Origin of the sequence: Rhizobium terrae, assembly GCF_003425685.1 — a bacterium.
Classification (GTDB): domain Bacteria; phylum Pseudomonadota; class Alphaproteobacteria; order Rhizobiales; family Rhizobiaceae; genus Neorhizobium; species Neorhizobium terrae.
Genome location: NZ_QJKM01000004.1, coordinates 72,336 through 92,104, shown reverse-complemented (window position 1 = coordinate 92,104; position 19,769 = coordinate 72,336). Strand labels below are relative to the sequence as shown.

Here is a 19,769-nt window from a genome sequence, read left to right as displayed (position 1 = left end):
GCTCCGGCCTGGCGCCGCCGCACTCAAGATATGTGCCGTCCACGGATCATGTCGGACGCCTTCTCGGCGATCATGATGGTCGGCACGTTGGTATTTCCGCCTGGCTCCTCCGGCATCACCGATGCATCGACCACGCGCAGGCCTTCCATACCGTGCACCCGCAGTTCCGGATCGACGACACTGCCCGGATTCACGCCCATTGTGCAGGTGCCAAGCGCATGTTGTCGGACCAGCGCCGAGGAGCGGATAACCGTTTCCAGATCGGCATCGGTCTTTACACCCTTGCCAGGAAATATCTCATCTTCGATCAGGTCCTTTTGCCTGCCTGCATTATAAATCTCCCGCGTCAGCCGCATCGCCTTGATCATGTCGTCCATGTCGGAGCGTTCGGTGAAGAGGTTGAACTGGATGCGGGGCGGGGCGTCAGGGTCGGCGGAGCCCAGTTTTACCCAGCCGCGCGAGCGAGGGTAAAGCGTTCCCACGCGTGCGGTGAACGAGTGGACGGCCGGGGGCGTGAGCGCCGGAAACCAGAGCTTGGCGTCGTTTGCAACCGACGAGCAGACGAGCTGGACGTCCGGCCGGTCGAGATACTGTTCGGTCTTGGCGAAGATCACGGCCGCCGCACCGTTGTTGGTGAACGGCCCGTTGCGGAACAGATGCCAGCGTGCACCGGAGGCGACGGCGCGGTCGAGCCGCAATTGTTCAAGGAAAGTGCCTTTGTTCCTGGCCTTGAAGATCGCCAGCATGTTCGGATGCTCGGACAGGTTCTGTCCGACACCCGGCAGATCATGCGCCACATCGATGCCGAATTCCCGCAGATGGTCCGCAGGGCCTATGCCGGACAGCATAAGCATCTGCGGCGATTTGTAAGGTCCGGCAGACAGAATGACTTCGCTGTCCGCATGCGCTTTGTGAAGCTGGCCGTCCCTTCTGTATTCGACGCCGGTTGCCCGGCCGCTTTCAATCAGGATCCGGCGCAAGACGGCGCCGGTTTCGACGACAAGATTGGGGCGCGCAAGGGCCGGGCCGAGATAGGCTCGTGCGGTGCTTTGGCGCACGCCATCGCCGACGGCCAATTCGATCCTGCTCACGCCCTCGGTGTCGGCACCATTATAATCGTCCCGATCGGACAGGCCGCAAGCAAGCGCACCGTCCCGGAGCGCGTCGTAGAGCATCTGCGCATGGCGGGTCTGCGAGACCTTGACTGGACCCTCGCTGCCGTGAAATTCGCTCTCGCCGCGCCAGCTGTTTTCCAGGCGTTTGAAATAGGGCAGCACATCCCGATAGCTCCAGCCGTCCAGGCCGCGCTGGCGCCAGGTATCGTAGTCGCGCGGATTGCCTCGCGCGAAAATCATGCCGTTGATCATCGACGTGCCGCCCAACGCGCGGCCGCGGCGCAAGAGGATGCGCCGGCCGTTCAACCCGGGTTCCGGCTCCGTATGGAACTGCCATGTATAGCGCTTTCTGAAGGACATCATGTAGAAAGCGATCGGCATTTCGAGCCATGGATGACGAGCGCGATGTCCGGCTTCGAGAAGCAGCACCCGCGTCGTTCCGTCTTCCGTCAGCCGGTTGGCAAGCACGCAGCCTGCCGAGCCCGCACCGACGATGATGTAGTCATAGGTGGAGGTCATGCCGCCTCTCTGAAAAAATAGGCTCCCGCCCCGTGACGAGAGCCCAAATCGGGGAATGATCAGCCGGCCGGCGGGATGTTGGCGATCCGGATGAATTCACGCCAGTCGTCGATCGCCTTGATCAGCATCTGCTGCGTGGTTTCCGGCGTGTTCGCCCATGGATCCCCGCCGGAATCATTGAGGAACTTCACCGTGCTATCCTGCTTCAGCGCGATGTTGAACCAGCCATTGATCTTGTCGACGATCGGTTTCGGCGTGCCCGCCGGAACGGCGGCGGAGAACCAAGTGGTTACATCGATCGGGAGCCCAAGTTCCTTGAGCGTCGGGATGTCGGGGATGGACGCCAAGCGTTGCGCGCTGGCGACGGCAAGCACGCGCAGGCGTCCTTCACGCTGTTGGGCCAGTGAGAAAACCGGATCAAGCGTTCCGAAAAGCAGACGGCCGGACAGGAGATCATTCAAGGACGCCGGCGCGGATTCGTATTTCACCTGCACCGTATCGAGCTTGGCGGCCTGCTTGTAGAGCTCGCCGAGGACCATGCCTGAATTGGCCGCCGCGGCATAAGATGCCTTGTCGCCCTCGGCTTTCAGCTTCGCCGTCAGCTGATCGAGTGTCTTGATGTCGCTTTTGGCATCGACGACGATCATGAAGGCCTGCCGGTTGATGGTCGCCACCATCTGCAGGTCCTTGGCGACGTCGATCGGCGGCTGCTTGAAGCGCGACATGATCGAGGCGATCGTCGTGCCGGCATCCATCAAGATGGTATGGCCGTCCGCCGGCGAGCGGGCGACGTATTGCGTGCCGATGCTACCGGCCGCGCCGGGCTTGTTTTCGACGATGACGGTCGCACCGCCGGCCTGGGCCTTGATTTTCTCGGCCATGAAGCGGACCAGGATGTCCGCGCCGCTCCCCGCCGGGAAAGTGCAGATGATGCGGATGTCCTTGCTCGGGTAGTCTTGCGCCTGGACACCGAGCGGCAATGCCGCGGCAAGCGCCAGCGCCATGAAAGTTCTGCGAAACATCGTGTCCTCTCCTCCCTTGTTTGCCGGTCGGGAGACCGGCATGACACACTGGCTGCAGTCACCGGCGCGACCTCCTCCGTCGTGCCGATCCCTTTGGAGCGGGGGCGTCATGCCCCACCATCATCGCTCCGCTAACCCTCTGCCACTATGAGGCCGATCCGTCAGAGCGCCATCGCGACCGATTTCAGTTCCGTATAGGCTTCGATGCCTTCGCGGCCGAGTTCGCGCCCCCAGCCGGATTGCTTGAAACCGCCGAAGGGCAGGGCAGGGTCTAGCCCTCCGCCATTGACGCGCACGGTTCCAGCCTTGAGTTTTCTCGCCATCCTGTGGGCGGTCGAAAGGTCCCGCGTCCATAACACCGCGCCAAGACCGTAGCTCGTCGCATTCGCTTCCCGAGCGATGCGGTCGAGATCGGCCTCCTCGTAGGACATGGCGCAGAGCACCGGCCCGAAGATTTCCTGCTGTACCACGTCCATGTCGGGCCGCATGCCGGTCAGCACGGTCGGCTGCACAAAATAACCTTCTGTGCCGATACGCTCACCCCCGGTGCGGATCTCCGCGCCTTGGCTCCTGCCCGAGGCGATAAAACCGGCGATCCGGTCGAGTTGCTCCTGGGAAACCACCGGCCCCATCTGGGTGGAGGCATCGAGGCCGGGACCGACCCGGAATTCGCCCGCCCGGCGGGAGACGCCGTCCACCAGCCGGTCGAAGACGTCGCGATGGGCATAAAGCCTAGACCCGGCATTGCAGATCTGGCCGGCATTGGAAAAGATCGAACGGGCCGCGCCCTCGATCGCCCGGTCGATATCGGCATCCGGAAAGACGATGACCGGGGTCTTGCCGCCCAGTTCCAGCGTGATGCGCTTGAAGTCTTTGGCTGCCGCCTTGATAATGATGCGCCCGACATCCGTCGAGCCCGTGAAGGTGATCTTGTCGATGCCGGGATGGGCGGTGATCGCCGCGCCGGCCGTCTCACCGAAGCCGGTCAGGATATTGACCACGCCGTCGGGAAAACCGGCGTCCAGAACGAGCTGGCCGAGTCTTAGCGCGGTCAGCGGCGTCTGCTCGGCGGGTTTCAGGACGATCGTGCAGCCCGCCGCCAGTGCCGGTGCGATCTTCGAAACCGCCATCATCAGCGGTGCATTCCACGGCGTGATAGAGCCGACGACGCCAACCGGTTCCCGCATCGTATAGGCGTGCCACGTACCGGGATTGGAAATGGAGATGGACTCCCCGTTGAGCTTGGTACACCAGCCGGCGAAGTAGCGCAGAACCTCGATCGAATGAGGCAGATCGACCACCTTGGCATCGTTCAACGGCTTGCCGTTGTCGAGCGTCTCGATGAAGGCGAATTCCTCGGCTTTCGCCTCAAGCGCGTCGGCAAGTCGCCAGATGAGTTTCGCACGTGCGGCAGGCGTCATCCTCGACCACGGGCCATCGTCGAAGGCCCGGCGTGCGGCCGTCACGGCAAGATCGACATCGGCAGCATCCGCGGCGGCGACATCGGTGAGCGCGCTGCCATCCGCAGGATTATGGGTGGTAAAGGTCTTGCCGGAAGCAGCGCCGACCCACTTCCCGTCGATCAGCAGCTTGTGAGGCCCGCGGATGAAATCCGTCACGGCAGCAGGGATCGCCGCCATCGAAACGTTGACGCTCATGCTTCCTCCTCCTCGCCACTTCCGAAAAGTGCTCCTACGCGAGTATCAGGAAACCTTATTATTCATTATGGACAAAGGCAATCCATCATCGTAAAAAATCCAATCAATCTATGGGTGATCATCACGACGGGAGGAAAACGTGACGGATCGGATCATCGGTTTTATCGGGCTCGGCAACATGGGCTCGCATATGGCGGCGCATCTGGTGAAAGCCGGCTACGAAGTTCTCGCCTACGACATCGACGTCGAAAAGAAGGTCGCTTTTGCCAGCGAGCACGGGACGGCAATGCCCGAGACGCCGGCAGACCTTGCCCGCGCCTCCGTCATCCTGACCATGGTGCCGAACGGCGCCGTCGTGCGGGCGGTCCTCAACGAAGGGGGAGAAAAGAGCCTGCTCGCCGGCCTGAAACCGGGCAGCCTTGTCATCGACACGACGTCGTCGCCGCCGGAAAGCACGCGTGAGTTCGGCGGCGAGCTGGAACGACATGGGGTTTCGCTGATCGACGCGCCGGTCTCCGGCGGATGGATGGGCGCACGCGACGCCAACCTGGTGTTCATGATGGGTGGCGACAGCGAGGAGGCTATGGAGCGCGCAGTGGCGGTGCTCTCGCATCTCGGCAAGAAGATCTTCAGACTGGGAAAGCTCGGCTCCGGCCACGTGATGAAATCGATGAACAACTACGTTTCCGCCGCTGCCTATGTGGGCGCCTGCGAGGCGCTGATCATCGGCCGGGAATACGGGCTCGATCCTGCCATGATGGTCGAAGTGTTCAATGTTTCCACGGCACGCAGTTTTGCGACCGAAACCTCCATCAGGCGCATCATCTCCGGCAACGAGAGCCGCAATTTCGCGCTCGACCTCTTTACCAAGGACATCAAGATCGCCGCCGACCTCGCCGATGCCAGATCCGTCAAGGCCACGGTGACGCACGCCGTGTACGGTCGCATGGCCGAGGCGCGCGAGGCGGTCGGCGGTTATGGCGATCACACCAAAGCCTATGCCTTTTGGGCATCCGAGGTGGGAGAGGGCCATGGCCGATGATTCGAGCAGAGATGTGGGGCGGCGATCAGAGCGGCTTGCGTTCTTCCGTCGCCGGTTGCTCACGTTCGCTCATGAAGTCCTTGCTGACGGGAAGGCCGCCCAGGAACAGATCGTCCCGCCGCCTTGCCTTGCGGCAATCGCGCGGCTGCGGCCGAGGTTGAGAAAATCGACCTGATACGCGTCTTCGGGAAAGTCTACAGCCCTGGAGAGCCGTACCGCCTCTCCGCGATTGCTGATGAAAACCGTGGAACTGACAGGGTGTATCCCGCCTTCGGCAATGATCGCTGGCGCAAAGGGGGCGACCGCTTTTGGCTCAGGTCCGTAAGCGCAGGATGTTCGGGCCAGAGCTTCGTCTTCTTTGTAAGCCTCTTGCTTCCGGTGCCTTGAATAAACAGTACGTGCTGCATGAGAGACCGCGCGCATGGGATTGCCGATCACCGCTGGAATGTAAGGTGGACGGTGCCGCTCTCTGCCGTTTCCGCCTTTACCGTGTAGCCAGCTTCAAGGCCGCGCAGATCGTCCCAGAGGCGGATGCCGCGGCCGAGCAGGATCGGAACTATGGCGACATGGAGGCGATCGACGAGCCCCGCCTTGAGGAAGTCGCGCACAACGCCGGCGCCGCCGCCAATCCGGACATCTTTTCCATCCGCAACGGCAACAGCCTGCCGGAGTGCCTCGGCCGGTGTCGTGTCGAGGAAATGAAATATAGTGCCGCCTGCCATTTCGACGGAGGGCCGCGGCTTGTGGGTCAGGACGAAGACCGGGACGCGGAACGGGGGCTCTTCTCCCCACCAACCACGCCAGTTCGGATCATCGGGAAAGTTATGCAGCCCGAACATGCCGGCGCCCATGATTTCCGCGCCGACACCAGCGAAATACTCTTTCGCGTATTTGTCGTCGATGCCGGTCGTGCCTTTACCGCTGGTGTCCTTGAACACGCGCTCTTGGACTGTTCTTGTCGCGGCATAGGCATCGACGAGGCGCGGCCAGTCCTCGCCGAACGGGTTTTCGGGCGTCTGGTCCGTCGTTGTCGCGAAACCATCGAGTGAGATATTGAGATCGACACGAACCACCGATGAAGTCCTCCTGTATACTAAGGTGATCACCTTTGTATCGAGAGCTTGATACTAAGGCAAGTGCCTTTTTATCCCTTGACCGGCGCCCCCGACCATTTTACTGACAGACATGCCTTACCATTCGACTCCGCTCGACCTTGCCTTTCACGCTCTCAGCGACCCGACCCGCCGCGCGGTGGTGTCGCGGCTGGTCGAGGGTGAGTTGCCGGTCAGTGTCCTGGCCGAGCCTTTCGACATGGCGCTGCCCTCTTTCGCCCAGCATCTCAAGGTGCTGGAAGATTGCGGGCTGATCGCCAGCGAGAAGCGTGGGCGCAGTCGCTGGTGTCGACTGGTGCAGGCGCGCTTCGACGAGGCGGCGGACTGGATGGAAGCGGAGCGCCGGCGCTGGGCCGAGCGGCTGGATCGGCTGGAAGTCTACCTGGACAAGACCCAAGAGGATGATGGAGGACATGGCAAACCTGTTTGAGACCTGGTCGCTCGACCGCGAAATCGTGCTGGTGAAGCTGCTCAACCACCCACGCGACAAGGTCTTTGCCGCATGGATGGACCCCAAGGCGCTGGCCGAATGGTACGGCCCGGCCGGCCTCAGCATCGAGAACCACGAGGCCGATATCCGTGAGGGTGGGGTCTGGCGGTTCGACATGGTCGGCATATTCGAGGGCCGGGAGCAGCGCTTCCCCAACCTCATGCGCTTTCTGGAGATCGTGCCGAACGAGCGGATCGTGATGGACTATGGCACGCCCGACCCCAACGACCCCGACCGTTTCCGCGTCACGGTGACGTTCGACGAGCAGACCGACGGCAAGACGGTGCTGACCATGCGCCAGCTCCACCCGAGCGCCAAGCGGCGTCAGGCGGTCATCGGCTTCGGCGCGGTGGAATACGGGCTGCAGACGCTGGACGGCCTCGCCGCCTGGCTGGACAGTTAAGCCATTGGCCGCTGATAAATCCGCGTAGGTTTGCGCCTAAGAATTGAGTCTCGCACCTAAAAGCTGTTAAATATCAGTATATCGCGCCCTTTCTTTAGTTCGGGAAATCGAGGTTTTATCGGTTTTCCGCGGTAGGTATGCGCCTGAGAATCCGCGATAGGTATGAGCCTGTGAGTAGGACAAAAAAGGCCCGTCGAGACGGGCCTGACGCTGCGATGAAAAAGCTTACGTTCTGGGTTTTCGGAGTTGGGAAGTCTCTACTCGCGCGTCGACGATGTCCGCTTTCCGAAAAAAGCGACTGACGTTGTTGCAGTTGTCGTAGATCGGGCGGATGCCCGCACCCTGCATAGCATCCAAGATCGTGTTGGTACTGGTGGAATAGATGGCAGCCACCTCGGAGACCAAGATGCGGTCCTCCAAGAAGGCTTCAAGCGAAGCGACCGTCACCACGGTCTGCCGATGCTTGTTAGCTGGACTCTCAACCACGACCGGTTTGAGAAGGCCGAGGCTCAAGAGATATTGCGCCGTGCCGCGCTTGGCCCCCAGATGGCTGGATGCGTTCTTGAGATTGAGAACCTCCTCACCCGCCTGCTCGCTTGTCGGTTCGATACAAGATATTGGACTGACTTCGATGGATGGAACCTAAGCGTTTCGAGCCTGAAAACGTGGTCGGCACCTGCTCATATGAGTCTCGCGGAAAAGTCGCGGCGTCACGCCGAAACGTCTTTAAGACGGCGCGAGCATCGAGGATGCCGCCATGCAGATGAATTGCCTACGTCTCACCTCTTTCTCTATCTTAACTTGGCCACCCTGCCGCGAGGGCGCCTGCACCGATCGTTTACTCCGGCTTGTGAACCGACCTTTACGTTCTGATCTGACCCAGCATCTCGCGCGTAGTATGATAAGTTCCGAACGCTGGGAGAGGCCGATGAACCATCTCTGCATAATAGCGGCATCCGCCATTGTCGTTTCGAGCGCGCAGGTTCAGGAACGCCAGCCCACGTTGCGCAGTTTTCCGACAATCGGATCGTTAGCCTGACGATCACATCCTCGGCGGTTTCGGAAGACATCGAATTTGACGTCGATGTCAGCGTCGGGCTGACGAAGCACAAGCCTACCGGGGGAGGTCATCTTCATCGATCACGGCACCCACGCCGTTCGCGTCAGGTTTGAAGCGCCACGAACGGTCCAGGTGGGAGGCTCGGTCCACGCCCTATCGGGACCACCGCGGACAAACGACGGGAAAGAGAACCTCTGGAAGGCGCCGTGCCTGCAACCCGTCTCCTAGGTGGAAGGCCGCGCCCCGCGGAGCGCGGCCGTGTTGTCACTTCACCTGGGTGACGGTCAGCTTACCGTTGACGCGATCGGCAACGAATTCGACCTTCGCGCCTTCCTTCATCTTCGAGAGCATCGCCTCGTCGGCCACACTGAAGACCATGGTCATCGCGGGCATGTCGAGGCTCTTCAGTTCCTCATGGATCAGGGTGACCTTCTTAGCCTTTGCGTCGACCTTCTTGACGGTGCCCTTGGTGAATTCCTGGGCAAATGCACCAGCGGCGGAGGCCAGGGTGAGCGCCGCTACGACAGCAAGTCCGAGAACTGTTCTCATGGTTTGATTCCTTCTTCCTGATTACTTCTTGGCGACGGCCACGTCGCCGTGCATTCCGGCGTCATAGTGGCCGGGAACGAGGCATGCGATCTTGAACACGCCGTCGTTGGTGAACTTCCAGACGATCTCGCCGGACTTGCCGGGCTTCAGCCGGATGGCGTTGGGGTCGTCATGTTCCATTTCGGGGAACTTCTCCATGACGGCCTTGTGCTCCATGACCTTGTCTTCCTGATCGAGAACGAACTCGTGATCCAGCTCGCCTTCGTTCTTGATCGTGAAGCGGACGGTCTGACCCTTGCGGACTTTGAAGTTGTTCGGGGTGAAGACCATCTTGCCGTCCGAGGTCTCCTTCATGGTGACGCGGATGGTCTGGGTGACCTTGGACTTGTCGCCCGGTTCGCCGACAGCCATGGCCTCGCCGTGTCCTCCGGCATGGTTCCCGGATGCCAGGGCAGGGGCCGCGAGAGCGGTGGCCAGAAGCAGGCCGATCATTGCGTTTTTCATGTGCATTTCCTTCGTGGTTGTTCAGGGAACTTGTCGTCAGCGGTGGTTCGAATGCTTCGACGGCGGCTGCGTCTTTGCGTCTTTCGCCTTGGTCGCGTCGGGAAGGCTTCCCGTCCACTCCCAGGCCTGGGTGCCGGGCGGGTTTTCGTACCAGCCCGGATCGGCGTACTCGCCCGCAGAGATACCCTCGCGGACCTTCACCACGGAGAACATGCCACCCATCTCGATGGGGCCGTGCGGTCCCCATCCGGTCATCATCGGAACGGTGTTTTCCGGGATCTCCATCGACATTTCGCCCATATCCGCCATGCCGGCAGTGCCCATCGGCATATATTCGGGACGGAACTGCCTGATCTTCTTGGCGACGTCCTTCTTGTCGACGCCGATAAAGGTGGGAATGTCGTGACCCATGGCGTTCATCGTATGGTGCGACTTGTGGCAATGGATCGCCCAGTCGCCGACATGCTTTGCGTCGAACTCGTAGGCCCGCATCGCGCCGACGGGAATGTCGATGCTGACCTCCGGCCAGCGGGCTTCGGGTCGAACCCAGCCACCGTCGGTGCAGGTCACTTCGAAGTCGTATCCGTGCATGTGGATCGGGTGGTTGGTCATCGTCAGGTTTCCGACGCGGACACGAACCTTGTCGTTTTTCGAGACGACCAGTGGATCGATACCCGGGAAGACACGGCTGTTCCAGGTCCAGAGGTTGAAGTCGGTCATCTCCATGACGCGCGGCACGTAAGTGCCGGGGTCGATGTCATAGGCGCTCAGCAGGAAGACGAAGTCGCGGTCGACAGGCATGAATGTCGGATCCTTCGGGTGAACCACGAAGAAGCCCATCATGCCCATCGCCATCTGCACCATCTCATCCGAGTGCGGATGGTACATGAAGGTGCCCGATTTCACGAGGTCGAACTCGTAGACGAAGGTTTTGCCGACCGGGATGTGGGGTTGCGACAGCCCGCCGACACCGTCCATACCCGAGGGCAGGATCATGCCATGCCAGTGGATCGTCGTGTGTTCCGGGAGCTTGTTGGTGACGAAGATACGAACGCGATCTCCCTCAACTGCCTCGATGGTCGGGCCCGGCGACTGGCCGTTATAGCCCCAGAGGTAGGCGGTCATCCCTTCCGCCATCTCACGTTCCACAGGCTCGGCGATAAGATGGAACTCCTTGACGCCGTTGTTCATCCGGAATGGCAAGGTCCATCCGTTGAGCGTGACGACGGGGTTGTAGTCCAGACCCGTCGATGGCCGCACGGGCGTCTGGGTCGCCGCGGAGTCCATCACCGCGGCTTCCGGCAATCCCATGTTCGACGTCTGGCCCCAGGCTTGCGAGGAGACGAGGGCCGCACCTGCAGCACCCGCTCCGAGAAGTTGTCTTCTGCTAAACATTGTCATGTCCTTTCTCAGTGGCCGCCGGCCGGTGCTTCTTCGGCGGACGCGACCTCGGTCTCCGCGGCGGCGGGCCTTGTGCTGCCGCCGTAGACGACGGGGGCGAGGTTCGCTTCGGCAAGCCAGAAGTCGCGCTTGGCGTTGACGGCGAGGATGGTGGAATCGATCTTCTCGCGCGTGTCCGTGATCAGTTCGAATGTGCTGGTGATCATGCCGTTGTAGGTGAGGAGCGACTGCTCCTCGATCGTATTGCGCAACGGCAGCACGTTGTTCCGGTAGTGGCGCGCGATGTCGTAGTTCGATTTGTAGGCAAGGTAGGCTGAGCGGGCTTCGGAGCGAACGTTTACTGCAAGCTCCGCCAACTGGTTGGCGGCCCGCATGTAGGCGAGCTCGCCCTTTCGCAGTCGCGCCTGGCCGGAATCGAAGATGGGAATCGTGAACTCTAAACCAGCGCTCTTCGAGATGTCGGAAATAATCTTTCCGTCCTCGCGCTCGCGCTCCTTCTCCCAGGTGCCAACCAGCTCGATGTCAGTCACGATGCGGGTGACGTCCTCAAGCTTGTAGGACTGGGCAGTCGCCTGCATTTCCAGGCGCGCCACCTGCAGGTCCATCCGCTTGTGGATCGCTTCGGCCTCGATATCGTCCTTCTTGATGAGGGATTTCGGGAGCGAGGGCAGGCGGTTCGGGATCTCGAACTCGATATCGGAGCCCGAGAGACCCATCAGCCTGATCAGCTCTTCCTTGGCGAGCTTTGCTTCGAGGCGAGCCTTCGCGGTCTCTCCCGTCAACTCGGCGTAAAAGACATGTTCACGAGCCTGGTCGGCCTTAGTCATAGATCCGGCCTCCCCGATCTTCTTGGCGAGTTCGGATGCCGCGTCGGCAGCCACCTTCGCTTGGTTCAGGTATGCGACGTTCTCCCAGGCCGCGACGGCGTTGATCCAGGCCCTGCGTGTCTCCGCCGCCAGCGAGATCGTTGCGAGCGCCGCATTGAGCTGCGCCTGCCGGAAGCGGGTTTCAGCAAGCTTGATGTTGCGGTCATAACTAGCCAGCGCCAGGATGTTGGCGGCGATGGCACCTTCTAGGACACGGTATGCCTCAAGACCAGGCGTGCCGATCCCGGTGAGGCTGACGGAAAAGGTCGGGAATACTGACAGTTGTGTCTGCCATGCGTCCGCCGCGCTGTCGCCGAGATCAGCATAGGCGGCCTGCAGGCCCCGGTTGTTCAGCAGCGCTACCTGCACGGCGGCTTCGACGTCGATGGTCTTCTTTGCCATCAGCGTCTTCACGCGGGCGCGGACCTCGGACGCATGCTTCCGGTTCTGGATCCACACGGTGTGTTTTCCGGTCGCCTCGCCGCTCTTCAGCGACGCGTTCATAAACCCGGCGTCCTTCGCCGAGTAGTCGGTCGTAACGCATCCGCTGGCAAGGAGGGGCAGAAGGAAGGAGATGAGCTTCATCTTTGAGGACGCCATCACGTACCTTCCTTTTTCGGGGCTTGGGCGTCGTTGAGACCGCGCCACGGCTTGGGATCGACGGGGACGCGATGGTTGTAGCCGCCGATCGGGCTCTGGTAGGCGACAGGCGTCGCGTAGGCGGAATCAGGATGGCCGGCGAGGTCGGCGACTTCCGGCAGGGTGGAGGCGCAGCCGCTGACGAGCAACGGAAGCGCGGCCACCAGGAACGATGGTTTCATGGTGAATGTCCGAGTATGAGGTCGCGTTCGCGCTCACGCTCTTGGCGAGCGTAGAGGCGTGGTAAAACCCGCCGGAGCGGGCGCTCATGCTCAGATGTTGGGCGGCCTGTGGAGGCTCGGACGCGTGCCGTGGACGCGGTTGTCGTCGGCGAAAACGAGCACGGACGATAGCGTCACGACTCCTGCCGACTGCCAGGAGGAGGGCAGGGCGATGCTGAAGCAGAAGTCCTGGCAGCAGTCCTTCTTCACCTGCTTGGCAGGTCCGTCGCCGCTGTCGCCATGATGGTCAGCTTCCGCGTGAGCGGTGGAATGACCGGTATGATCTGGGTCTGCAGGCTGGATACGGCTGTCGACATGGTGATCGGCGGCGGATGTCACCTGGATGCCGGAATAGATGGCGCCGTGCATCGCGGCGTAGGCGTTCGGCATGGTGTAACCAGCCAGCGATACCATGACCGCCAGACGGAGGAGAACCACGATCCTGCTCACCAGGTTGCGAAGCACTGTGCCTATACTCCTAGGACCAATATCGGTCCCGTACGCCTTCAATTGCCGATTCGTGCGGCAGAAATAAGAATGGCGCAGCGATCTTGTCAGGAGCTTGCCACGCTTTGACCGCTAAAGGTTCCTCCTGTGGGAAGGTCAAGCGCCATGCTGGAAGAAAATGGCTCCCGGAACAACAAGACACAGGATTCACGATGCTGCGGAAGTGTGGACGGGAATAAAATTATCTGCGGCCTGTTGTCGGCAGGGAGCGGAACCGTGATGCACATGCGCCGACCACGCAGGATCATATGGACGATGATCGGGGTGATCGCGATCACGGATCGGCCGCCTTCTATCCGGCGACGGCGGCAGAGCCCGATTGCCCCGGCATTCGGGCGGAGCATACCGTCAAGGCTCACGTATCAAGTTTACGGTAGTCTCACAGACCGGATGCCGAATTTGCCGAGCTGTCCTGGGAATCAAGGATATCCGGGCCGGATTGCATCGATTACCACCCGCGTGGCTGCTGGCATATGCCGCTGACGCGAGTAACTGAGGAAAAATCCAGGGAAAGGTTTGCTCCACTCAAGGAGAAGAGGCACAATTTTGCCTGCTTCGATCAGGTCATTGACGGTATCCTCGATACAGAACGCGATCCCGAGACCTTCGACAGCCAATTGCAAGGCGGCGCGCCTGTCATTGACGACCAGGCCCGCCGGAGGGCTGATTGAAAACCAATGGCCATCCTCGAAAAACTCCCACGGAAACGGATGCTGCTGGCCGGGCCATCGCCAGCAGACGCAATCATGGGACAGAAGATCTCGCGGTTGTCCGGGAGCACCGTGCCGAGCGATGTAATCTGGAGATGCGACTGCAATCTGTCTGAGTTCGCCGCCGAGGGGCAGCGCAATCATGTCCTGGTTGATGACCTCGCCGATCCTCAGGGCGATATCGAAGCCGCCTGCAACCGGATCAGTCAGTTCATCGTCCAATGTAATGTCCAACCGGATCTCAGGGTAATCTCGACGCAGGTTGCGTAGAACGGGCAAGATGAACTTCTCGCCTGCTGAACGAAACGAGAGGATGCGCACGGTGCCTGCGGGTCGTCCGCTGGCATTCCTGCTCTGTGTAAGCGCCATCTCCATCTCGGCCAAGGCCGGACGCATCCGGTCTCGTAGCAAGGCGCCCGCCTCGGTCAACACGACCGTGCGGGTTGTACGTTGGAAAAGCTGCTGTCGGAGATCGGCTTCCAGCGCTCTGATCGTCTGGCTGGCAGCTGATGACGTTATACCGAGTTCTTCGGCGGCCTTTGAAAAGCTGAGCGTTTCGGCGACCACCAGAAATGTTCGGATGCGGGCGAAGTCTACGGGTCTCATGCCTATTACGAAGCACAGCTACGCAATCTTGTAAATATTCTCCGGATTATCACGCTTTCGGAACCGCCGTAGCCTTGCTTGCGAAAGGAAATCGAAATGATTCAGACATTCGAAAAGCAGGTTGCGCTGGTGACAGGCGCCGCCCGAGGCATCGGACGGGCAACAGCTTTGACGCTCCAGTCCAGAGGCGCATGTGTGGTTGCCGCGGACATCAGCGAGGCAGTCCATGAGCTGAGAGCGCAGGATATCCTGACACTGGCAGGTGACATCGCCGAAGAAGAGACGGCTATCCGCAGCGTCGGCCTTGCGACCGAACGCTTCGGCGCGATCGACATTCTTGTAAACAACGCGGGTCGCACCATGAATCGTGCCCTGACCGATATGAGCGTTGCCGACTGGGACAGCATTATGTCCGTCAATGCGCGGGGTACCTTCCTTCACTGCTGCGAAGCCGTCAGGGCCATGCTCGCAGGGCAGGGGGGCGTCATCGTCAACGTTGCCTCGATCGTGGCTCAGGTGGCGATGAAAGACACCTCAGTCTACGCGGCGAGCAAGGGAGCGATTGCGCAACTCACGAAGGTCATAGCCGTCGAATACGGCGCCCTCGGTATTCGCGCCAACGCCGTCGCCCCCGGGGTCATCGAAACGGACATTCTCGAGGGCATCGTTTCGGACAGCCGCGCCACGCTGGCAAGCTACGGCGCCGCCCATCCGATCGGGCGGGTCGGCCAGCCTCAGGACATTGCCGAAGTCATTGCTTTTCTCGCATCTCCCGCATCAGCTTTCATGACGGGGTCTCTCGTCATGGCGGATGGTGGGTTCACTGCATTGTAAAGGACAGGAACATGCCAAGCATTCTTATCATCGGAGCCGAACGCGGTCTCGGCCTCGGTCTTGCCGAGGCGCTTAACGCTAACGGCTGGGACGTCACCGGAACTGCACGCCACGGCGCTGACGTGACCGGGCTGAAGAAAGTCGCGCGTGTTGCATATGTCGACGTTACCCGCGCCGATCAGATCGATCCTTTAAGGGAAGAAGTCGATGGGCCCTTTGACGTGATCTTTCTGGTCGCTGGCATCTTCGGACCTGTTCACGGCTCAGTCGTCGAAGCAACGGACGCGGAATTTGCCAAAATCATGCTGACGAACTGCTTCGGGCCAATCCGGCTCGCGCATCGCTTGCTTGATCGATTAAAGCCACAGGGGACCATAGCCGTGATGTCTTCCCACCGCGGCAGCATCGAGCTCAACACCGAGCCCGGACTGAAGCTTGATCTTTATCGGGCAAGCAAGGCAGGCCTCAACATGCTCGCGCGGACACTCCATGCAGATCATCCCCATCTAACGGTTCTCTCGATCCATCCCGGATGGGCGGCCACCGCGATGGGGACCTTGGACGGCACCGTCGAAGCTGAGATCTCCGTCGAGGAAAGCGTCAAGGGAATGGTGGAGGTGCTGAATGCGTACATGGCAACAGGGCGAAGCCTGTATCTCGATTGGCAGGGACGTCCGCTGCCTTGGTGACAAGGGGCGTGGTGTGGCCGGCAGCCGAATAGAGCCGGACCTATGCTCTACGTCAGCCGCAACGTCGCCATGCCTGCCATCGCATCATGAAAAGCGATTAAACTTCTGCAAAGTGTACTACGGCCATGCCGATCAACGCGGTCGCGGTGTAATCGGATCGCAGAACGGCAAGGTGCTGGCGCGGCGCATCGCCTGCGCAAGCCGGTCGTTAATCTCCGCAAGAGGGGGAATCTGTCCGTATTTTACCGCTGCCCTGCTGATGGTCTCGTCGATGATCCGCATGGCTGCGACAACGGTGGCGGCGCATAATCGCACCTCGAAATCTGTCGGCGAAAGATCAAGCCGCGAAGCAATCACGCCCGCCATCGTGATTTCCGTCATTCGTGTCGCCATGAAAAAGGGTTCAAGCAGTGCGGGCTCTTCCTCCAGCCGAGCGATGAGGTGCACGACAAGTTTGCCGTCCTCGATTTCCTGGGCGTCGATCTTGCTGAAGTCATAGGCGAGTTCCAGGAACCGCTCGACGGAAATATCGAGGGGCCAGTTTTTCAGCTTTTCGGCAAGGCGCTGCGACGTCAGAGCGAACAACGGCTCGACGCAGCTCTCCTTGGTGCGGAAGTAGCGCCAGAGAGTCCGCTTTGAGATGCCGGCCGCCTCGGCGATTTCGTCGCCGCTGGTGCCTGCAACACCTTTTTCGAGAAAAAGACGCGCGGCGCTTCGCGCCACGTCGATATGTGCGCCTTCCCGAATCGTCCTGCTCATCGCGATCTCCGAGTGAAGCTTACCAAGCCCTTGTATATGTCAAGGAGTGCCATTTCGTGAAGCCAACTAGGCACCAATCTCGCGAGGAAACGAGGGTTTTCTTCGATCACAATAATGACACTAAGTGCCACTATTGCTCTCCTCGTGCCCGGCGCGAGTTCTGGCATCATCATTTGCGAGGAGACATTGATGAAGAGATCCACCGCCACCGCCACCGCCATCGCCATGTCGCTTGTTGTCCAGGTCAACAGTGTGTCGGCCCAACCCTTGGAGGATGGAATGTCAAAGATCACCTATCCGAATACAGAGTGCATCGACGTGATCGAGCAGCATTTTGGCCAGACCGTCGTGGACCCCTATAGATGGCTGGAAAACGAGGCACCCGGCGATCAGGCCGTGGCCGCCTGGATCGAGGCCCAGAACAAGGTGACGCGAGCCCATCTCGACACACTTCCCGGCCGCGACGTCTTCGAAAAGCGCATGAAGGCACTGTTCGAGTACGAACGCTATACGGTCCCTCGGAAGCGTGGTGATCGATATTTCTTCACGCTCAATAAGGGCCTCGAGAACCAGCCCTCTTTATATGTCCGCCATGGCGCCTTCGGCGAAGCTCGTCTGTTGATCGATCCAAATTCCTGGTCGGACGACAATGCCGACGCCGTCGGCGAATGGAGCGTTTCCGACGACGGTCGCCATGTGGCGTTCAGCGTGCAGAAGGGCGGTACCGACTGGCGGACCATCCGTGTGCTCGACGTCGAGAGCGGAAAGGAGCTTCAGGATGTCGTCGACTGGGCCCGGTTCACGCGTATCAACTGGGCTCCGGATAACTCGGGCTTCTTCTATTCGCGCATGCCGGAACCAGTTCAAGGTGCGGCAGGCGCGGCCATCGCCAATCACGCCGTCTATTTCCATGAGCTCGGCACGCCTCAGGCCGAGGATCGCCTGATCTATTCCACACCCGATCGACCGGGCCTGCTGCATGTGGCCGATCGTGCAGAAGGCGGTCGTTATCTTGCCATCTCCTCGACGCCGGGTATGAACGAAAATGCGCTCACCGTTGTCGATCTCGCCTCCAGGGAATGGAAAGCGCAGACGATCATGCCGCATATGGAGGCTGAATGGTCTGTCATCGGCAATGACGGCAGCAAGCTCATTCTTGTCACCACCGATGGCGCCGAACGCCGGCGCGTCGTGTCGCTCGACTTGGCCGAAGCCGATCCGCAACCGAGGGAAATCGTAGCCGAAGATGCCGACAATGCGGTTCTGAACGATGCCGCCCTGCTCGGGAGTAAGCTCTTCATTGGCTACTTGGTCGATGCCAAGACCGAAATCCGCCGCTTCAGCATGAGCGGCACCCCTGAGGGGACGGTGGCGCTGCCGGGTATCGGCACCGCGGGTGGGTTTCAGGGTCGTCCGGGCGACACCGAAGCGTTCTTCGGCTTCACCGGTTTCGACGCGCCGACAGCGATCTATCGTTACGACACGGACTCCAACACTCTGACGCCTTGGGCGGAGCCGAAAGCTCCCATCGACCCGAATGAGATCACCGTCGAGCAAAGATTCTACCGCTCCAAGGACGGCACCGAGGTGCCGCTGTTTCTGGTGCGTCGCAAGCATGTCACCGAGGCCGCTCCGACCTTGCTTTATGGCTATGGCGGTTTCGGCATCCCGCAGGTGCCTTACTATAACCCGATCCAGCTGGCCTGGGTGGAGCAAGGCGGAGTACTGGCGATCGCCAACATCCGCGGTGGCGGAGAATACGGCAGGGCGTGGCACCGCGCCGGACAGCTCGAAGAAAAGCAGAACGCGTTCGATGATTTTATTGCTGCCGGCGAGTTCCTGAAAAAGAGCGGCGTCACGTCACTGAAAGGTCTCGCCATCCAGGGCGAATCCAACGGAGGTCTTCTGGTCGGGGCGGTGACAAATCAGCGGCCCGAGCTGTTCGACGTCGCGCTGCCGGGCGTCGGTGTTCTGGACATGCTGCGTTTCGACAAGTTCACGGCCGGCGGATTCTGGATCAGCGAATTCGGCAGTCCGTCCGAAGAGCGGCATTTTCGCAATCTGATGACCTACTCGCCCTATCACACGATCAGGCAGGGCAAAGATTACCCGGCAATCCTGGCGACGACAGCCGATGCCGACGACCGCGTCGTTCCGGCTCACACGTTCAAATACATCGCCGCGCTGCAGGCCGCCGACCTCGGGCCGAAACCGCGGCTGGTCCGTATCGAGACAAGGGCTGGTCATGGCGCAGGCATGCCGCTCGACAAGGTCATTGCTCAGCACGCCGACATGTGGGCTTTCGCCGCTCACTGGACGGGCCTCAAAATCAACCCGGTTAAGCGAATGGATACAAGTGGAGAATGATGAACATGTTCAACCGAACGAAGACCTTTAAGTCAATCTGGGGCGGGACACTGGTTGTATTGACGCTGGCCGGTTGCACGACCGCCGGAGAAGATCGTTACAGCGATAGGCGCCGCTGCTCCGAGTACCGAGACTACAGCAACTGCATGTACATGCAGCAGCACCGTCGTGACCGCGAGCAGCTCATGAACCAGGAGAAAGCGCTCATTAATGCGGCGCAGGCCAGAGAAAACCTCCGAATGCTCCGAGAGATCAGAAGGAGGCGTGGGGACTATTGACGGTCCCCGCTCAGCTCCGGTGAGCCTCAGCCCAGTGCGGATATGTGACGTAGGCCGTCGTCGCGCCCTCTCCTTCGGTGGTGATTGTCACGGATTGACCTTTCGGCATATAGACAATGTCGCCGGGTCCCGCGGTGACGGTGCCGTCGCTTGTGGATACGGACAATCGTCCCGCGAGGACGATCATCGTGTCGTCCACCGCCATCGTTTCTGTGAGCGATTGTCCGGGGGCATAGCGGCCGTAGCCGATCGTGACCGGGCCGCCGTTCTTCTCGTCGACCAGATTGCCGACATAGATTTCGGCATCCTGTCCCGGCGACTTTACGAGCTTTGCGTCCGAAATGCTGAACTTCTGGACCTTCATTCGCTATCTCCTGCGTTTCCGGTAGACATAGTGCGGAAGCCAGGCCCGCCAACC

At 60.6% G+C, this 19,769-nt stretch carries 21 protein-coding genes; 7 read left to right on the top strand and 14 right to left on the bottom strand.

Annotated features, from left to right (window positions below):
- Positions 1 to 23: 23 nt before the first annotated feature.
- The 3 genes from DMO26_RS08385 to DMO26_RS08375 form a co-directional block, all read right to left on the bottom strand.
- Positions 24 to 1,634: a GMC family oxidoreductase gene (locus tag DMO26_RS08385; protein WP_117191588.1), complete on the bottom strand. Its 1,611-nt coding sequence runs from the start codon at positions 1,632 to 1,634 to the stop codon at positions 24 to 26.
- A gap of 59 nt (positions 1,635 to 1,693) precedes the next feature.
- Positions 1,694 to 2,656 carry a Bug family tripartite tricarboxylate transporter substrate binding protein gene (locus DMO26_RS08380; protein ID WP_117191587.1) on the bottom strand — a complete coding sequence of 321 codons (963 nt, stop codon included), beginning with the start codon at positions 2,654 to 2,656 and terminating at the stop codon, positions 1,694 to 1,696.
- Between the two features lie 161 nt (positions 2,657 to 2,817).
- A complete protein-coding gene (locus DMO26_RS08375) occupies positions 2,818 to 4,314 on the bottom strand; it encodes an aldehyde dehydrogenase family protein (RefSeq protein WP_117191586.1) in 1,497 nt (498 codons plus the stop codon).
- A gap of 139 nt (positions 4,315 to 4,453) precedes the next feature.
- Here DMO26_RS08375 and DMO26_RS08370 point away from each other — a divergent pair, with 139 nt between their 5' ends.
- Entirely contained in the window at positions 4,454 to 5,356 is a 903-nt protein-coding gene (locus DMO26_RS08370) for an NAD(P)-dependent oxidoreductase (RefSeq protein ID WP_117191585.1), read from the top strand.
- Entirely contained in the window at positions 5,346 to 5,531 is a 186-nt protein-coding gene (locus tag DMO26_RS34915) for a hypothetical protein (RefSeq protein ID WP_162894773.1), read from the top strand. Before DMO26_RS08370 ends, DMO26_RS34915 begins: the two co-directional genes overlap by 11 nt.
- Before the next feature lie 259 nt (positions 5,532 to 5,790).
- Here DMO26_RS34915 and DMO26_RS08360 read toward each other — a convergent pair whose 3' ends face one another.
- On the bottom strand, positions 5,791 to 6,429 hold the full coding sequence (locus DMO26_RS08360) for a dihydrofolate reductase family protein (RefSeq protein ID WP_117191584.1): 639 nt from the start codon (positions 6,427 to 6,429) through the stop codon (positions 5,791 to 5,793).
- Positions 6,430 to 6,541: 112 nt separating this feature from the next.
- On the opposite strand from DMO26_RS08360, the gene DMO26_RS08355 reads away from it, so the two are divergent.
- Positions 6,542 to 6,898, top strand: a complete 357-nt coding sequence (locus DMO26_RS08355) for an ArsR/SmtB family transcription factor (RefSeq protein WP_117191583.1) — start codon at positions 6,542 to 6,544, stop codon at positions 6,896 to 6,898.
- Positions 6,873 to 7,361: an SRPBCC family protein gene (locus tag DMO26_RS08350; RefSeq protein WP_205421195.1), complete on the top strand. Its 489-nt coding sequence runs from the start codon at positions 6,873 to 6,875 to the stop codon at positions 7,359 to 7,361. Before DMO26_RS08355 ends, DMO26_RS08350 begins: the two co-directional genes overlap by 26 nt.
- A gap of 225 nt (positions 7,362 to 7,586) precedes the next feature.
- On the opposite strand, the gene DMO26_RS08345 is transcribed toward DMO26_RS08350, so the two are convergent.
- From DMO26_RS08345 to DMO26_RS08310, 8 genes are all read right to left on the bottom strand, one after another.
- Positions 7,587 to 7,874 (bottom strand): hypothetical protein, encoded by a 288-nt coding sequence (locus tag DMO26_RS08345; protein WP_117191581.1) that lies wholly within the window; start codon positions 7,872 to 7,874, stop codon positions 7,587 to 7,589.
- An 811-nt stretch (positions 7,875 to 8,685) separates the two neighbouring features.
- Positions 8,686 to 8,970 (bottom strand): copper-binding protein, encoded by a 285-nt coding sequence (locus tag DMO26_RS08340; protein ID WP_117191580.1) that lies wholly within the window; start codon positions 8,968 to 8,970, stop codon positions 8,686 to 8,688.
- A 21-nt stretch (positions 8,971 to 8,991) separates the two neighbouring features.
- Complete coding sequence (locus tag DMO26_RS08335; protein WP_117191579.1) at positions 8,992 to 9,474, bottom strand: cupredoxin domain-containing protein; 483 nt, start codon at positions 9,472 to 9,474, stop codon at positions 8,992 to 8,994.
- Positions 9,475 to 9,510: 36 nt separating this feature from the next.
- Positions 9,511 to 10,869 carry a multicopper oxidase family protein gene (locus DMO26_RS08330; RefSeq protein WP_117191921.1) on the bottom strand — a complete coding sequence of 453 codons (1,359 nt, stop codon included), beginning with the start codon at positions 10,867 to 10,869 and terminating at the stop codon, positions 9,511 to 9,513.
- A gap of 14 nt (positions 10,870 to 10,883) precedes the next feature.
- A complete protein-coding gene (locus DMO26_RS08325) occupies positions 10,884 to 12,341 on the bottom strand; it encodes a TolC family protein (protein ID WP_117191578.1) in 1,458 nt (485 codons plus the stop codon).
- Positions 12,341 to 12,562: a hypothetical protein gene (locus tag DMO26_RS08320; protein ID WP_117191577.1), complete on the bottom strand. Its 222-nt coding sequence runs from the start codon at positions 12,560 to 12,562 to the stop codon at positions 12,341 to 12,343. Before DMO26_RS08320 ends, DMO26_RS08325 begins: the two co-directional genes overlap by 1 nt.
- A 90-nt stretch (positions 12,563 to 12,652) precedes the next feature.
- Positions 12,653 to 13,066 (bottom strand): hypothetical protein, encoded by a 414-nt coding sequence (locus DMO26_RS08315; RefSeq protein ID WP_117191576.1) that lies wholly within the window; start codon positions 13,064 to 13,066, stop codon positions 12,653 to 12,655.
- A 461-nt stretch (positions 13,067 to 13,527) separates the two neighbouring features.
- Positions 13,528 to 14,424, bottom strand: coding sequence for a LysR family transcriptional regulator (locus tag DMO26_RS08310; RefSeq protein ID WP_117191575.1), 897 nt, complete (start codon positions 14,422 to 14,424; stop codon positions 13,528 to 13,530).
- Positions 14,425 to 14,520: 96 nt separating this feature from the next.
- Here DMO26_RS08310 and DMO26_RS08305 point away from each other — a divergent pair, with 96 nt between their 5' ends.
- On the top strand, positions 14,521 to 15,258 hold the full coding sequence (locus DMO26_RS08305) for an SDR family NAD(P)-dependent oxidoreductase (protein ID WP_117191574.1): 738 nt from the start codon (positions 14,521 to 14,523) through the stop codon (positions 15,256 to 15,258).
- 11 nt (positions 15,259 to 15,269) lie between these two features.
- The gene (locus DMO26_RS08300; protein ID WP_117191573.1) at positions 15,270 to 15,947 is read left to right on the top strand and encodes an SDR family NAD(P)-dependent oxidoreductase; all 678 of its coding nucleotides are present in this window, start codon (positions 15,270 to 15,272) and stop codon (positions 15,945 to 15,947) included.
- 132 nt (positions 15,948 to 16,079) lie between these two features.
- Here the strand turns inward: DMO26_RS08300 and DMO26_RS08295 are convergent, their stop codons facing one another.
- Complete coding sequence (locus DMO26_RS08295; RefSeq protein WP_117191572.1) at positions 16,080 to 16,706, bottom strand: TetR/AcrR family transcriptional regulator; 627 nt, start codon at positions 16,704 to 16,706, stop codon at positions 16,080 to 16,082.
- 189 nt (positions 16,707 to 16,895) lie between these two features.
- On the opposite strand from DMO26_RS08295, the gene DMO26_RS08285 reads away from it, so the two are divergent.
- Positions 16,896 to 19,073 (top strand): prolyl oligopeptidase family serine peptidase, encoded by a 2,178-nt coding sequence (locus DMO26_RS08285; protein ID WP_226951235.1) that lies wholly within the window; start codon positions 16,896 to 16,898, stop codon positions 19,071 to 19,073.
- 288 nt (positions 19,074 to 19,361) lie between these two features.
- Here the strand turns inward: DMO26_RS08285 and DMO26_RS08275 are convergent, their stop codons facing one another.
- Positions 19,362 to 19,715 (bottom strand): AraC family ligand binding domain-containing protein, encoded by a 354-nt coding sequence (locus DMO26_RS08275; RefSeq protein WP_117191568.1) that lies wholly within the window; start codon positions 19,713 to 19,715, stop codon positions 19,362 to 19,364.
- Positions 19,716 to 19,769: the final 54 nt, after the last annotated feature.

Excerpts from the sequence above, each read along its gene's own strand:
- DMO26_RS08385 (WP_117191588.1), bottom strand. The coding sequence starts at position 1,634 with ATGACCTCCACCTATGACTACATCATCGTCGGTGCGGGCTCGGCAGGC.
- DMO26_RS08380 (WP_117191587.1), bottom strand. The coding sequence starts at position 2,656 with ATGTTTCGCAGAACTTTCATGGCGCTGGCGCTTGCCGCGGCATTGCCG.
- DMO26_RS08375 (WP_117191586.1), bottom strand. The coding sequence starts at position 4,314 with ATGAGCGTCAACGTTTCGATGGCGGCGATCCCTGCTGCCGTGACGGAT.
- DMO26_RS34915 (WP_162894773.1), top strand. The coding sequence starts at position 5,346 with ATGGCCGATGATTCGAGCAGAGATGTGGGGCGGCGATCAGAGCGGCTT.
- DMO26_RS08355 (WP_117191583.1), top strand. The coding sequence starts at position 6,542 with ATGCCTTACCATTCGACTCCGCTCGACCTTGCCTTTCACGCTCTCAGC.
- DMO26_RS08350 (WP_205421195.1), top strand. The coding sequence starts at position 6,873 with ATGGAGGACATGGCAAACCTGTTTGAGACCTGGTCGCTCGACCGCGAA.
- DMO26_RS08340 (WP_117191580.1), bottom strand. The coding sequence starts at position 8,970 with ATGAGAACAGTTCTCGGACTTGCTGTCGTAGCGGCGCTCACCCTGGCC.
- DMO26_RS08335 (WP_117191579.1), bottom strand. The coding sequence starts at position 9,474 with ATGAAAAACGCAATGATCGGCCTGCTTCTGGCCACCGCTCTCGCGGCC.
- DMO26_RS08330 (WP_117191921.1), bottom strand. The coding sequence starts at position 10,869 with ATGTTTAGCAGAAGACAACTTCTCGGAGCGGGTGCTGCAGGTGCGGCC.
- DMO26_RS08325 (WP_117191578.1), bottom strand. The coding sequence starts at position 12,341 with ATGGCGTCCTCAAAGATGAAGCTCATCTCCTTCCTTCTGCCCCTCCTT.
- DMO26_RS08320 (WP_117191577.1), bottom strand. The coding sequence starts at position 12,562 with ATGAAACCATCGTTCCTGGTGGCCGCGCTTCCGTTGCTCGTCAGCGGC.
- DMO26_RS08310 (WP_117191575.1), bottom strand. The coding sequence starts at position 14,424 with ATGAGACCCGTAGACTTCGCCCGCATCCGAACATTTCTGGTGGTCGCC.
- DMO26_RS08305 (WP_117191574.1), top strand. The coding sequence starts at position 14,521 with ATGATTCAGACATTCGAAAAGCAGGTTGCGCTGGTGACAGGCGCCGCC.
- DMO26_RS08300 (WP_117191573.1), top strand. The coding sequence starts at position 15,270 with ATGCCAAGCATTCTTATCATCGGAGCCGAACGCGGTCTCGGCCTCGGT.
- DMO26_RS08295 (WP_117191572.1), bottom strand. The coding sequence starts at position 16,706 with ATGAGCAGGACGATTCGGGAAGGCGCACATATCGACGTGGCGCGAAGC.
- DMO26_RS08285 (WP_226951235.1), top strand. The coding sequence starts at position 16,896 with ATGAAGAGATCCACCGCCACCGCCACCGCCATCGCCATGTCGCTTGTT.
- DMO26_RS08275 (WP_117191568.1), bottom strand. The coding sequence starts at position 19,715 with ATGAAGGTCCAGAAGTTCAGCATTTCGGACGCAAAGCTCGTAAAGTCG.